Origin of the sequence: Pedobacter sp. Leaf41, assembly GCF_001422545.1 — a bacterium.
In the GTDB taxonomy this organism is placed as follows: Bacteria; Bacteroidota; Bacteroidia; order Sphingobacteriales; family Sphingobacteriaceae; genus Pedobacter.
In genome coordinates, this window is sequence record NZ_LMLE01000007.1 from 293,799 (window position 1) to 308,635 (window position 14,837).

Here is a 14,837-nt window from a genome sequence, read left to right on the forward strand (position 1 = left end):
GAGTACACAGAGAAAAATAACAGAGAGAACAGAGAAAATATTTATCTAAAGCTGTTTTCTCGTAAGAACTCTGTGTGTTTGGTGGTTCATTCTTAACCAAATAAATACTCTTGTGTTCTTCGCGAAAACTTTGCGCCCTTTGTGGTTAAATAAATATATATCCCACCGAGAAAATATTGACCTCGAAATATAAAACCTCACCCTATCAAAGTCAGTAATAATTGTTCTGGTATACCAATCCCTCTCCTTTAAGAAAGGGAAACAATGGCCTTTGGCAATTGGACTTGTGTTCTTTGCGAAAAACTTTGTGCCCTTTGCGGTTAAACAAACAGATATCCAATTAAAATAATATTTTTGGATAAATCTCAATAAATGGAACTCACCGTAAATATCCCGGCATTATTATTTCCTGCCATTAGCTTAATTATGTTAGCGTACACCAATCGCTTTTTAGCGCTGGCTGCCCTGGTTAGAAGTTTAAAAGCAAAATACGAAGAAAGTGAGAAAAATATCGGTTTGCAAAACCAAATCAAAAATTTGCGCTACCGATTAAAGCTTATTAAAAACATGCAGGCTTTTGGTGTTTTAAGTTTTTGTCTTTGCCTTTTTTGCATGTTCTTTATTTATCTCGAATGGAATATTGTTGCAGAAATTCTTTTTGCTTTAAGCTTGATATTCTTCATGATATCGTTGATTATTTCTTTAATCGAAATCCAAATCAGCACAAAAGCGCTCGAACTCGAACTTAGCACGTTGGAAAATCTAGAAGGCGAATCTCTAGGTGGATTGATCAAAAAGAAATTTAAGAAAGATTGAATGAGGGAGAAATAAGAAAGCGGCCATTAGATATCATTTTATTACTGCCTACACAGTAATAAAATGATATAAGAAAACAACTTCGCCTGTAAAAGCAGGTTTTTTTTGCCCTTCTATTTCCATCTCTATTCCCATATGCACTTTTGTAACTCCTCGTAAATTAACAATTGAAGCTAATTTAGCTTTTAACCGGATTTTACTATTCACCAATACCGGTTGTGCAAATTTTAAACTTTCGATGCCATAATTAATTTCCATTTTTAAATTTTGGATATCAACAATCTCTTTCCATAGAAATGGGATTAATGAAAGTGTTAAATATCCATGTGCAATGGTACCTCCAAACGGACCTTCATTTTTTGCTTTCTCTTCATCGGTGTGAATCCATTGATAATCTAAAGTAGCATCGGCGAACTTGTTAATATGGTCTTGGGTAATGACATGCCAGGATGATACACCGAGCTCTTGACCTAAGTGTTGTTCAAACTCTGCGTGTGAAGTAATGATTTGCATTGGAAAATATTTTAGCCCTGCGTTTTAGCGAGAGCGGTTCAAAATTGTTTAATGTATGTTATAATTTCCTTAAGTTAAGTTTCTGTCTTTAAACCAAACTTCATCCGGAACAGCAGAAAATTCGTCCATTTTATTAACCAGAGTTTCTGCGTCTGCTTCGTTAAAAACCAAATCGCGGTTTGCTGGTTTTAAAAATTTGCTTTTCACCATCATTTCCATTTGCGCAAATAATGGATCGTAAAAACCACCTACATTTAAAACGCCAATGGGTTTATTGTGTAGGCCTAACTGTAACCAGGTTAAAACTTCAAAAAATTCTTCAAGCGTACCAAATCCACCTGGTAAGATGATAAATCCATCACTTAAATCAGCCATTTTTTGTTTGCGCTGATGCATATTTTCTGTAATAATCATTTCCGTTACGCCCTTATGTCCAACTTCTTTATCCATCAAAAATTGAGGAATAACTCCCGTAACTGACCCACCTGATTGTAATACATCATCTGCTATTACACCCATTACACCTACGCTCCCACCACCGTAAACCAACTTAATATCTTGTTTCACCAAAACATCCGCCAGTTGTTTTATCGCGTTCCGTAATTCCAGATCGCCATTAAAGTTTGAGCCACAATACACGCAAACTGCTTTAAGCTTATTCATTTGGTTTAAAATTTTTCGAAGTTAAGATTTTATCGGCTTTCTGTAAATTTTAATTCTGCACAAGATGGTTAACATTCATTTTTTAAAAGATTTGGAAAGCAGTTGCAGAAGTTTATTTTAAAGCTCGCCCTTCTATCGCTTCGAGTCCTCGCCCCGAAAAAAAATCGGGGCTGTGCGCTTTCCGCTTTATAAGTTTAGTCACTTTGGCTGGCAAAAGGAATAATGACTGGTGCAAAATAGACCTGATGGAAGTGAAATACTTTTTGTTAGCAGCAACCTTGAATTTTCTGTCATGCTGAGGCACGAAGCATCTGCAACCGATGAAACAGATACTTCATGCATCAGCACGACGGCATCACAAAAAGATTGAACGTACAGCAGGATAGCCGTAACCGAAAAGTACCGAAGCCTGCTCTCCAAACAGAAAAAGCGCCGGACAATGCCGACGCCTTCAACCAAATATAAGCGTGAATAATTAGAAGCTATACCGGAAAGTTGCGCCGTAAGTTCTTGGGTCGCCTAGCACCCCAGCGTATAAACCAGAGTTACCTGCCGCAGCCTGCAATTGCTCGAAGTAATTTTTATTAGCAATGTTTCTACTCCACACAAACATTGAAAATTTTTCTGATCTAAATCCTAACCTGGCGTTAAGTAATGAATATCCCTGAACGTTTAACACACTTGAAGGTGTTGGATTTGAGGAATAGGTGGAGCGGTAACTTGCATCGCCAGCAATAAAATAGCGACCAGCTTTAGTAGCCAAATTACCCGGCGTACTCAACTCTGCACCACCAGAAACATTCCATTTGGAGATTCCTGGCAACCTGCCACCAGATGCATCTTTAAATGCAACCTGTGTAGCAACACCATTTATCGTTTCGGTGTGGCCGGTTTCTTCTAAAGGTAGTGGCGCATTGGTGAAACTTACATATTTACCATCTAGGTATGCCAATGCAGCGTTTAAAGTTAAAAATCTTTCTAACTGATAGGTTCCATCAATCTCCAAACCTTTAACATTTACTTTTTCAGCATTAGCTAAATATCCTCTGTTTACCCCCAACTGCGGTGATTGGACATTGGTTTGATAATCTTTTATGTCGGTGTTGAAAGCTGTTACATTTAAAATTGCACCTTTAAATGGCTTTGTTTTCAGGCCCAGTTCGTAGTGTTCCACATATTCAGGTTTAACTACCGCTAAACTCAAATCGGCCTGACCGTTGGAAGCTGTTGGCAAGCCACCCACATTTACCCCTACTGGTTTGTAAGCGGTAGAAAAAGTTCCGTAAACATTTAATTTTGGTGTAGGGCGATAGGAAACTGTAATATTTCCAGACAAATTGTTGTTATTGGTACTGGTATTAAATTGCTGATTGCTGTAAACTGCTGATTTCAGTGCTAACAAAGCGGCATCATTTGTCTGCAAACCACCATAAGTATTTCTATCATAGTCAACATCTTTTTTATCGTAGGTGAATCTCAACCCCGGTAAAACATGCAGATTTTTAAGCACTTCCCAATCCACCTGACCGAAGACCGCTGCACTTAAAGATTTGATGGTCGAGTTTGTTCTGATTCCAAAACCATCTAACAATCCAGGTGTAGAATAGAGTGCCTGTGCGCCTGTACTGGCAGTTTGTACAAATCTCCATTGGTCTTTACCAACTTCTTCTGTTTGGCCCAACCCTTGTAAGTTTTGGCCCAATAAAAATACGCCAACTACTCCACTTAATTTTTCTGTAATGTTACCGGCATATCTAATTTCTTGCGAATACTGATCGTGACGCGAATTTCCTTGTGATTTTGTCAAGGCTGATAATTCAGAAAAATCTCTATCATTTGTTGGATCCCAGTTCCAGAATCTCCATGCTGTGGTGGAAGTTAAAGTTCCGCCGCCAATTTTGTAATCTACGTTTAAGGAGATTCCACCTATCGATTGATTATGTCTCCATGGTGTATTGGTATTTATTTCTCTTGAAAAGGGATCTATTTTGGGTTGTTGGTAGCCTAAATCAGAAACTATTCGGGCGTACTGACGGTAAGCGCTTCTTTCGGTTGGCGTAACACCAGCAATTACCAATGGATAGCCTGCCGGATGCTGAACACTCACATCGCCACTTAAAAGAATTTTCAACCGATCTGATGGTGTAAAATAAAGCTGCCCTTTAAAACCGAGGTTATTTTGTCCGCTGTAACGCCGTTCTTCTCTGGAATTCCAAATCGTACCATCGCGTTGTGTTCCAGAAATGGAGATTTTTGCAGCAAGATTTTTCGCCACGCCACCAGAAACAGATGTCTTTGCCTGAATAAAATTATAATTACCTACACTCATTTCCACTTTAGCTGTTGGGGTTTGTGTGGGTTTAGTTGTTGTAATATTAAAAGCACCTGCAGTGGTGTTCTTACCAAACAAAGTACCCTGTGTACCGCGGATTACTTCAATTTGTTCAATATCAAGGAAATCTGTTGAGGTTGCAGCCGGACGGGCATGGTAAACACCATCAACATAAAAGCCTACACCTGGGTCGATACCATCGTTGGTTAAGCCAAAAGTTGAACCTAAACCACGAATATTTAATGTGGTATTACGGGCATTTGAAGCATACAATTGAACTGATGGAACCAACTCTTTTAAGCGGTTGACGTTGAAAGCACCAGCATTTTCTGCTGCCTGACCGCCAATAACCGTAATTGGAATCGGCACATCCTGTAAAACTTCCGAGCGCCGTCTGGAGGTTACCACAATTTCGTCAAGCTGGGTATCTTCAACCAAAATCAGCTCAATTGGCGTTTCCTGCAGCTGCAAAATTTGAAAATCCTGAGGTTTGTAACCCACATAACTTACTCGGATATAAAACGGAGGTTGTTGTTTGGCATCGATTGTAAAAGCACCATTTGTATCTGTAACCGTGGCAATTTTAGTACCACGTACTGTAATAGTAGCTCCAGGTATTGTAGTACCGTTGCCTCCTTTTACAATTCCTTTTACTGTATTTTGAGCGAGTACAGCGGAAGCTGAAAGTATTAAAGAAAAAATGAGTAGTAAACTTCGTTTCATGATTGTATTAATGTGTTTTGGGTTAGATTTTATTGTTTAATTATCCTTTCGGAAATAGTTGAATGTGATTTTTTTGTGGCTACAACAACGGTTACATTTAGTGCTTTTCGCTTGCTTCATATTAAAATATATAAATCCTATAGATTTAGTAGACAAATATATTAAAAAAATGTATTTGCCAAATTTTATTTCGTTTATTTATTTAAGTAGGGGAAGTTTAGGCGAACTGCTTAAAATCTTGTACATTTAAAGTCAAATCCTATTGTTTTCGCATCCCGCAAATCATTTAAATTGTGGGAAAATACGTCCTTTTATTATTGCTTTTTTGTTGTGTTTTCGATAATTCTACGGCACAAATTGGGTGAGTAGTTGGAGGAACATTACATACCTCACGAAGCGGTATGAGTAGAAATTTTGACGATACACCAAGTCAAACATTAGCTTCAGTATGTTATTTTACATATACTCCAGGGAGTAATAACTGCACGGTAAAAGTTCATCTGACTTACCTGGATTCTTAGTTGACTCGATCGAATGCCCATTAGATCAAAGCTTTTTCTTCCTTGGTTTTGGAGTATTAATTTCAATTATTTCGGCTAGAAAAATAAATTCAGAGAAGCCGATGTTAACAGAAATTTAAATCTAATCTTAATATTTAGTGCTTTAAGATTGCTTGTCCCGAAAAATCGGGACAAGCAATCTATTTAGCTAGAAAGATGCTTCACTTCGCACAAGTTCAGCTTCGCAATAACGACTCTTCTTGTAAAATATGTACAGCTATTGTAAAAGGCATTTTAATAAGAAAGATTTTTAACCGAGAAGCGAAGCCGTTTTTCATGGCTGTGGCAATCTCATCCAACAAATTCATCCCGAAGAAAGATTTCTCAATCGCGAAGGGCTCATTTCGAAATGACGCAATGTGCGAAAAAACTAAGCAGCCAACAAACCACCCCGTTTACGTAGATATGTTTTTTTGAAAAATTAACCCTAACAATGACTAGCAATTTCCATATAAGCATCAAAAAAAAACAGGGCTATCGTAAACGACGCCCTGCTTTGTATTTTGTTTATAGGTTCTTAACTTTCGACTCCGGACTAAAGACTCCGGACTAAAAAACTACCTAGTATAATTCGGTGCTTCCTTAGTAATGGTGATATCATGTGGGTGACTTTCACGCATACCTGCTGCTGTAATTTGAACAAATTGTGCTTCTTGTAAAGCTTCGATACTTGCTGCACCACAGTAACCCATACTCGCACGTAAACCGCCGATGTATTGATACATCACTTCAGCTAAAGTTCCCTTAAATGGTACGCGACCAACAATTCCTTCAGGAACGAGTTTTTTAATATCATCTTCCACATCCTGAAAATAACGATCTTTCGAACCCTGTTCCATTGCTTCGATAGAACCCATTCCACGGTAAGATTTAAACTTACGTCCTTCATAAATAATGGTTTCGCCGGGGCTTTCTTCTACTCCTGCGAATAACGAACCTGCCATTACCGTACTTGCGCCTGATGCAATTGCTTTGGCGATATCACCTGTGTGTTTAATACCACCATCGGCGATAACCGGAACTCCTGTACCTTTTAATGCTTTTGCACATTCGTAAACTGCGTATAACTGCGGAACACCAACACCGGCAATGATTCTGGTGGTACAAATAGAACCCGGACCAATACCAACTTTAACAGCATCCGCACCAGCATCAGCTAAGAATTTAGCAGCAGCACCCGTTGCAATATTACCAACAATAACCTGTAAATCAGGATATTTTGCTTTAACTTCTTTTAGTTTATCAACTACACCTTTAGAGTGGCCATGAGCCGTATCAATTGTAATCACATCAACACCAGCGTGAACTAATGCATCAACGCGTTGTAAGGTATCGGCTGTTACGCCAACCGCAGCACCAACACGTAAGCGGCCGCGATCATCTTTACAAGCAGCAGGATAGTTTTTAACTTTTGAAATATCCTTGAAAGTAATTAATCCACTCAAGTAACCATCTTTTGAAACAACGGGTAGTTTCTCGATTTTATAATTTTGAAGAATTTCCTCAGCCTGAACCAAATTTGTTCCTTCCGGAGCAGTAATTAGATTTTCTTTGGTCATCACCTCGGCAATTGGTCTTGCCATGTCTTTCTGAAAGCGTAAATCGCGATTAGTAATAATGCCTACCAATTTATTATCGCTACTTACTACCGGTATGCCACCAATTTTGTGTTCTTTCATGATTTTGAAAGCATCAGCAACTACCGCAGTTTCCAATAACGTAACCGGATCTTGAATCATTCCGCTTTCCGATCTTTTAACTTTTCTCACTTCTTCCGCTTGTCTGTCGATCGTCATGTTTTTATGCAACATACCAATACCCCCATTTTGCGCAATGGCAATGGCAAGTTCAGCTTCTGTCACCGTATCCATGGCTGCAGAAATCAATGGAACATTAAGTTTAATTTTTTTAGTTAAGAAAGTGGCTGTATTAACATCACGAGGCAGAATTTCGGAATATGCGGGTACCAAAAGTACGTCGTCATAAGTCAAACCTGTAGCAATAAATTTTGTGGAGTCGAGTTGCATAGCAAATAAATTACGATTTATTATTTGCCAGGCAAAGATACAAAAATGCCAGGTAAATCAAAGGGTAAAAATAGAAATCGGTAAATATTGAGCTGGGGTGACAAATGAAATTTTTCTGGAGATTTACAGTTTGTTCAATCGCTTTATTATACTTGTATAATATTCTAAAGCCCCAAATATGATAATAGAAAATACCTATTTTGAAGGAAATGTAAAATCTTTAGGTTATGAAACCGGAGAAGGAAAATCAACCGTTGGAGTAATCGACGCCGGTGAATATACATTTGGTACCGCACAGTTAGAAATAATGCATGTTATTGAGGGAACATTAACTGTACTATTACCTCACAACACCGAATGGAAAACTTTTGAGAAAGGTTCGCGTTTCACTGTTCCGGCCAACTCTTCATTTTCTGTTAAAACACTTGTTCAAACCGCCTACCTTTGTCAGTATCGATAAAAAAAAGAAGTCAGCTAACAAAACCTGACTTCCTTTTTTGATAATTATTTCTTTCCAATTACGACCTCGGTAAATTCGCTGGTATTGAGGTATTTGTTAGCTAAATCTTTTATTTCTTCGGCAGTTATACTTTTCACTTTTGCAATGTAGCGATCATAATAATCGTAATCTAAACCAAAGAAGTAAATATTCTTAAACTTATCCGCATGAGAAAAAATATTCTCTAAACTGCCCAGCATAGAGCCCAGCATGTAGTTCTTAACCAGATTAAGTTCCTCATCTCCAATCAACTCATTTTTTAGCAAATCTATCTCTTTATAAATTTCTACCAATGCATCTGCACAAACCTCAGCACCAACTTCTGTCGCGATGAAAAAGTATCCGGCATCCTGTAAAGATGATATTCCTGATCCGATGCCATACGTATAACCCTTATCCTCCCTAATGTTGTTCATTAAACGAGAACCGAAGTATCCTCCCAAAACTGTGTTTAAAATCTGTAAACCAGGGAAATCTTCATGCGTACGGTTAACTGCTATTTTACCAATCCGAATAGCCGATTGGATAGCTTCAGGTCTTTCCCGGTAAACCGGTTGAGTATTTGAAGCCGTAAATTTAAAATTATTTGGAAGCGAATCACTTTTATCCCAGTTATTTCCAAATTGCTGATTCAGCAAATCGAAACTCGCCTCATCAAACTTTCCTGATACCACTATGGTGCAATTATTTGGCGTATATGAAGCTTTGAAGTACTCGACTAGACTATCTCTTTTCAGCTCGTCATAATGTTTTGCCTGGATATCGACACCATAAGCAGTGTCTCCAAATAGGGCGTGAGCAAATTCCTTCCGCGATAAAATATCGTTCTTCTGCAAGTTTACCTGCATTTTTTGCTTTTGGTTTTGAATATAAATATCAAGTTCTTTTTGCGGAAATTGACTATCACTCAATACATCTTTAACAATTGGAAGAACCGAAGCCAAGTGCTTGTTTAAGGTATAAAGTGTTACCGTAGATTGATCCTGAGCATATTCGGTTTGAAAAAATGCACCATAAAAATCAATTTGTTCGGCTATTTCTTTTGATGAAAGCTTGCTGGTTCCGTTATTAAGCATCGCACTTACAGCAATGGCCTGCAATGGTTTTTCCACATTCCAATTTACATTGTTAAATATAAATTCAATACGTACTAAATCTTGTTCGCCCGAATATACGATGTAAACCGGAACATCATTCTGCAGCTTTTTCTGTTGTGGCTGGATAATATTTATGGTAGATACCTGCTTAAAATCAGGCGCCTGTTGTCTGTTAAGCATTATTTTCTGTTAAATAGTATAAAGTAGATGATGATTCTTTTTTGAAGGTATTATTCGAAATACGTTGGATATCCTCAGCGGTAACTTTCAAGAATTCCCCAGCTTCTTTATTCAATAAAGCTGCATCTCCAAGCAGTTCATAGTAAGCAAGATTCATCGCTTTATCCAATAAACTCATCTCCGAAAATACAAGGACAGACTCTACCTTATTTTTCACTTTAGTAAGTTCGTTATCAGTTACCATTCCTGCCTTTAACTGATTGAGCTCTTCCCAAATTGCCTGTTCTGCCTGTTCAGTTGTGATGCCTTCAACCAATTTCCCTTCCACAACAAATAAACCAGGATCAAGACTGCTTGATATATAAGCATTGATATCGCTGAATAACTTTTGCTCTTTTAATAAGCTATTGTACAATCGTGAAGATTGCCCCCTAGACATAATATCTGATAACAAATCGAAGGCATAGTAATCGGGATCTAAACGACCGGGCATTTTAAACGCCATGTAGATAGCATTCAAAGGCACATTTGCCTTAACGGTTTCAGTTCTTTCTTCCCTTTGCGGATCTTCTTGAACTAAATCACGCTCATATTTTTCTCCTGCCGGGATGGGCTCAAACCATTTTTCGGCTAGTTTTTTAACATCTTCGGTTTTCACATTTCCACCAACAACTAAAATGGCATTCTGTGGCGTATAATGTTTCTTAAAAAATGCCTTAACATCTTCCATCGTAGCATTTTCGATGTGCGAAAGATCCTTTCCTATAGTTGCCCAACGATACGAATGTTTTTTATAAGCCAGTGGACGAAGTTTTAGCCAAACATCGCCATAAGGCTGGTTTAAATAACGCTGTTTAAATTCTTCACTCACTACGTTACGCTGCGTATCTAAGCTCTTTTCTGAAAAAGCCAGGCTTAACATACGGTCGCTCTCCAGCCAAAAAGCAGTTTCAATATTTTCAGCCGGCAAAGTGATGTAATAATTGGTAATGTCGTTACTGGTGAAAGCATTATTCTCACCTCCTACCCTCTGCAAAGGCTCATCATAATTCGGAATATTGATGGAACCGCCGAACATCAAATGCTCAAATAAGTGTGCAAAACCAGTTTTTTCAGGACTTTCATCACGAGCCCCAACATCATATAAAATATTTAGGACTGCCATTGGAGTTGTTGGATCTTCATGAACCAAAACCTTTAACCCATTAGCAAGTGTAAAACGATTAAAATCTACCATATAATTTTTTAGAATCGTAAAGATATACTTTTAGGGTAAAATGTAAGATGGAAAATGTAAGATGGAAGACATAATGTTAAAGGGATTAACCATAGTTTATTTCGACCTTAAAATCTTTGACTAAAGACTGACGACTTTCGACTTTCGACTTAGGACTTTTGACTATCTTTGTGCTATGAATACAGCCGATTTACTGCAAAGGGCCTTGCATTTTGATTTTTTAAGCCAAGAGGAAGGTGTTTTTTTATACCATAATGCCGATACTGCATCGTTGATGTTTGTAGCAAATGAGCTAAGAAAAATTCAAGTTCCGAGTGGTAAAGTTACCTGGCAAATAGATCGTAATGTAAACACCACTAATGTTTGTATTGCTAACTGTAAATTTTGTAATTTCTTTCGCAGGCCTGGTCATGAGGAGAGCTACATTACCGACATCGAAACGTATAAAGTTAAGATTGAGGAAACTTTCCGCTTAGGTGGCGATCAACTGCTGCTGCAAGGTGGGCATCACCCTGATTTAGGATTAGCGTTCTATGCTGATCTTTTCAGAAAGTTAAAAGAATTATACCCTGATTTAAAACTTCATGCATTGGGCCCGCCGGAGATTGCACACGTTGCAAAACTGGAAGGCATTTCGCACACCGAGGTTTTGCAAACTTTAAAAGATGCTGGGATGGATTCACTCCCAGGTGCGGGCGCTGAAATTTTAAATGACCGTGTACGCAGGTTAATTTCTAAAGGAAAATGCGGTGGCCAGGAATGGCTTGATGTGATGAGGGCTTGCCATCAGTTGGATATAACCACATCGGCAACGATGATGTTCGGACATGTCGAAACCATTGAAGAGCGCTTTGAGCATTTGGTTTGGATTCGCCAGGTACAGAGTGAAAAACCTGCTGATGCCAATGGTTTTCTGGCATTCATTCCATGGCCATTCCAGGATGATGGAACTTTATTGAAACGTTTACGTGGCATAAGCAATAATGTAACTGCCGATGAATATATCCGGATGATTGCTTTAAGCAGAATCATGTTGCCAAACGTTAAAAATATTCAGGCAAGCTGGTTAACGGTGGGTAAAGCAACTGCACAACTTTGTTTACATGCCGGCGCAAACGACTTTGGTTCAATTATGATTGAAGAAAATGTAGTTTCTGCTGCTGGTGCACCGCACCGTTTTACGGCAAATGGCATTCAGCAATCAATAAAGGCTGCAGGTTTTGAACCGCAATTACGAGGACAAAAATATAATTACCGGGATTTACCAGAACACTTGGAAGAACAGGTAATCACTTACTAGGATGAATTGGCGGATGTGAGGATTAGTAAACGAGCTAATCGGTAAATTGATAAATTATCCCATCTTTAAACACTAGCTGAGTAATTGTCATCTTACGGCGATAGAAATCTATAGCCTGACAAGCACCTATGACTCGGAATTTTAGCTGACCGGTCTTGAGCAGAATTGATCTTATCATCCTTAAATCATCAAAAAACCTGATCAAAAACAAAGGGAAACAGAACTCAGTTCTGCCTCCCTACCTTAAACTAAACATTACCTAATCAATAATGTAAATTCTATTTGGCTTACGTTAATTTCGAACCTGTTCTTAGGAACAAGTTTGCAATTTGTTTAACTTCAGCACCTGTTAAAAACTCATCGAACGATTCTGCTGCTGCAGCTCTTGTTACAGCGGTACCATTAATACCTGTAATTTCGATGTTTGCCTGAATAGTGTTGTTTTCACGAGCATAAACCGGATCTACCTGAGAAACACCTGTATCGTTTGAAACACCGTTAGCACCTAAACCTACCCATGGTTTCAACGGAACATTTAAAAATGCTGCTGTCATTTGACGTAAGTGAGAAGCGTGACGAGCCTCTACTGAGTGGATTTGTAGTGCTGTTGTTAATACCGGCATGCCTTTCAACACCGGCGCCTGACCTTTATAAGCTCTAACACCTGTATCTTCGAAAGCTGTTGCAACTTTTAAGAATGTTCCATAATTTGTGAAAACATCACCGAAAGTATTTCCAGCTGTAAAATCGAAGTTAGCTTCTGTTAAGGCGATAGGCGTACCACCAGCACCAGTAATTGCGCTTTTTAACAAGTTAACGTGAGCTAACTCATGAGCACGAATGGTTGTAATTGCACCTGTTGCGGCACCCGCCGGAATTAAACCAGTACTTAACAATGCTCTGTTGTAAAAATTATATTCTAAATGCTCTAAAGCCAAAGCAAAGTTTAATACTTCTGTAACATTTGCTGGGTTTGATTGACCGTAAGCTTTTTGAAACATAGAACCTAAAGCCAATGGTAAAGCTGCCAAAGAAATTTTCTTTCCAACGTTGAAGAAACTCTTCATTGCTGCTCTACGTGGATTTAATCTTTCATAGATCTCTCCATCAACTTTTTCAATTTCGTCTAATATATTTATGATATTCATGATTTCTGAGTTTAAGATTATAGGTTGATAACGTTAATTTTTGTTTTAATGAATGGAGCAGCTAATGGCAATACTTTATCTGGAGTTAATGCTCCATCTAATCCGTTTGCATCTACAGCGCCGAATGCGGTTAATGTACCTAAATCAGCAAAAGTACCGTTAGAAATCTGATCTCTTACGTATGCCGCGTGGCGAGCTTCGACTGAAACAATCTGACCAGCAATTACTAAGAAACCAGTATCTTTTAATCTTACTCCAGCACCGTTATATGCTGCTACGCCTAAATCTTCAAATGTTTTTGCTGTAGCTAAAACACTAGCACCACTTGTAAAGTCAACAGCCGAGAAGTTTACTTCTAAACTACCAATTGCCGCTGTACTAAGTGCTTTTTTAAAGAATTCTCTGTGTGCAATTTCATGGAATTGTACATCTTGAAAATATGCTTTCTGTGCTGCAGTAAAACCTGATGGATTTGAGTTCGCTACCTGGATGTAAAACGCAGCCTCTAATTGCTCTAAAGCGTAAGCATAATTTAATACACCAAAATCATCTTTAAAATCAAGGGTTACACCTGCTACAGGATTCGTGTAGTTACGGTCTTTTCTACAGCCAGCAGCTACTAAAGCTAAGGCTGCTGCACTTGCACCAGCATATTGAAGGAAACCTCTCCTACCAACAGTGCTTTTTAATAAACTTTCCTCTTGAAGTTCACTTTTTGTTTCTAGTTCATTGTTTTTCATAGTGACTATGTTTAGGGTTTTTTAAATTCGTTGATGATACATACGTGACAATTCTATCCTCGGTTTTTTCTTTTTACATTTTTTTTTATTGATCGATTTTGATACATTCACAAACCTATAATTATGACAGTACTAAAAGCCATTATTGTTGATGATGAGGAGTTTGCACGTTCTTCACTGTTTTTTTTGCTTCAGCAAAATTGTGCCGAGGTAGAAATTACCGGGATTGCTAGATCTGTAGCCGAAGCACACGATATTTTGGCAAATCATAATATCGATCTAATTTTTCTAGATATCGCCATGCCAGGTGGCAATGGTTTCGATCTAATCCCCGCTGCACAAAAGCAGAATGCTGCTGTTATTTTTACTACTGCATACGATCAGTATGCTCTAAAAGCCATCAAGGCGAATGCCCTTGATTATTTGTTGAAGCCTATAGATATCGACGAACTTAAGACTGCCGTTGATAAGGTATCGCAACATGTTAAGCTTTTTAAAAATCGAAATGAGAATGATGAACGGATTACTAATCTGGCTTCTACATTAACTTCCAGATCGGATATTAGAAAACTTACCCTCCCTTATGGCCAGGGCTTTAAAATGATAGATGTAGATGATATTATTTACATTGAGGCCGATAGCAACTATTCTATAGTTCATTTAAGCAACCAAGAAAAAATTACTGTTTCGAAGGTATTGAGAGAATTCGAAGAATTGTTACCTACCGAACAATTTGTTAGGGTACATAAATCGAACATTATCAATTTAAATCACTTAAAAGAATACAATTCGAAAAATGGTTTGCAGGTTTTTTTAAAAAATGGCGAAAGCATTAACATCTCCAGAAGAAGGGCAAGCGATTTTTTCGACAAAATAAAATCATTTACAAAAGCTGGAAGTGATTATTAATTCATCGAAAATAGAATCTAATTTAGTCTCAAAGGCTTTACTTCTTATTTTTAAGAAAGGTTTTTCAATTGCTTTTTTACTTCTGATTTTCTT

Annotated in this window: 12 protein-coding genes; 4 read left to right on the forward strand and 8 right to left on the reverse strand. The window is 38.0% G+C overall.

Annotation, left to right across the window (positions count from 1 at the left end; all coding sequences use genetic code 11):
- Window positions 1-372 precede the first annotated feature (372 nt).
- The gene (locus ASE92_RS11665) at window positions 373-816 is read left to right on the forward strand and encodes a DUF2721 domain-containing protein (protein ID WP_056850276.1); all 444 of its coding nucleotides are present in this window, start codon (window positions 373-375) and stop codon (window positions 814-816) included.
- Between the two features lie 48 nt (window positions 817-864).
- On the opposite strand, the gene ASE92_RS11670 is transcribed toward ASE92_RS11665, so the two are convergent.
- The 4 genes from ASE92_RS11670 to guaB form a co-directional block, all read right to left on the reverse strand.
- Window positions 865-1,329 (reverse strand): MaoC family dehydratase, encoded by a 465-nt coding sequence (locus ASE92_RS11670; protein ID WP_056850277.1) that lies wholly within the window; start codon window positions 1,327-1,329, stop codon window positions 865-867.
- A 69-nt stretch (window positions 1,330-1,398) separates the two neighbouring features.
- A complete protein-coding gene (locus ASE92_RS11675) occupies window positions 1,399-1,992 on the reverse strand; it encodes a TIGR00730 family Rossman fold protein (protein ID WP_056850278.1) in 594 nt (197 codons plus the stop codon).
- A gap of 475 nt (window positions 1,993-2,467) precedes the next feature.
- The gene (locus tag ASE92_RS11680; protein WP_056850279.1) at window positions 2,468-5,047 is read right to left on the reverse strand and encodes a TonB-dependent receptor; all 2,580 of its coding nucleotides are present in this window, start codon (window positions 5,045-5,047) and stop codon (window positions 2,468-2,470) included.
- Window positions 5,048-6,164: 1,117 nt separating this feature from the next.
- Window positions 6,165-7,634, reverse strand: coding sequence for an IMP dehydrogenase (guaB, locus tag ASE92_RS11690; RefSeq protein ID WP_056850281.1), 1,470 nt, complete (start codon window positions 7,632-7,634; stop codon window positions 6,165-6,167).
- Between the two features lie 178 nt (window positions 7,635-7,812).
- Here guaB and ASE92_RS11695 point away from each other — a divergent pair, with 178 nt between their 5' ends.
- Window positions 7,813-8,094: a pyrimidine/purine nucleoside phosphorylase gene (locus ASE92_RS11695; protein WP_056850282.1), complete on the forward strand. Its 282-nt coding sequence runs from the start codon at window positions 7,813-7,815 to the stop codon at window positions 8,092-8,094.
- 44 nt (window positions 8,095-8,138) lie between these two features.
- On the opposite strand, the gene ASE92_RS11700 is transcribed toward ASE92_RS11695, so the two are convergent.
- Together ASE92_RS11700 and ASE92_RS11705 are read right to left on the reverse strand one after the other, a co-directional pair.
- A complete protein-coding gene (locus tag ASE92_RS11700; protein WP_056850283.1) occupies window positions 8,139-9,410 on the reverse strand; it encodes a pitrilysin family protein in 1,272 nt (423 codons plus the stop codon).
- A complete protein-coding gene (locus ASE92_RS11705) occupies window positions 9,403-10,647 on the reverse strand; it encodes a pitrilysin family protein (RefSeq protein WP_056850284.1) in 1,245 nt (414 codons plus the stop codon). The genes ASE92_RS11700 and ASE92_RS11705 overlap by 8 nt, the downstream gene beginning before the upstream one ends.
- A 175-nt stretch (window positions 10,648-10,822) precedes the next feature.
- On the opposite strand from ASE92_RS11705, the gene mqnC reads away from it, so the two are divergent.
- Window positions 10,823-11,947: a cyclic dehypoxanthinyl futalosine synthase gene (gene mqnC / locus ASE92_RS11710; RefSeq protein ID WP_056850285.1), complete on the forward strand. Its 1,125-nt coding sequence runs from the start codon at window positions 10,823-10,825 to the stop codon at window positions 11,945-11,947.
- Window positions 11,948-12,234: 287 nt separating this feature from the next.
- Here mqnC and ASE92_RS11715 read toward each other — a convergent pair whose 3' ends face one another.
- Together ASE92_RS11715 and ASE92_RS11720 are read right to left on the reverse strand one after the other, a co-directional pair.
- A complete protein-coding gene (locus tag ASE92_RS11715; protein WP_056850286.1) occupies window positions 12,235-13,095 on the reverse strand; it encodes a ferritin-like domain-containing protein in 861 nt (286 codons plus the stop codon).
- Between the two features lie 17 nt (window positions 13,096-13,112).
- On the reverse strand, window positions 13,113-13,835 hold the full coding sequence (locus ASE92_RS11720; RefSeq protein ID WP_056850287.1) for a ferritin-like domain-containing protein: 723 nt from the start codon (window positions 13,833-13,835) through the stop codon (window positions 13,113-13,115).
- Between the two features lie 123 nt (window positions 13,836-13,958).
- Here ASE92_RS11720 and ASE92_RS11725 point away from each other — a divergent pair, with 123 nt between their 5' ends.
- Window positions 13,959-14,744 carry a LytTR family DNA-binding domain-containing protein gene (locus ASE92_RS11725; RefSeq protein ID WP_056850288.1) on the forward strand — a complete coding sequence of 262 codons (786 nt, stop codon included), beginning with the start codon at window positions 13,959-13,961 and terminating at the stop codon, window positions 14,742-14,744.
- Window positions 14,745-14,837: the final 93 nt, after the last annotated feature.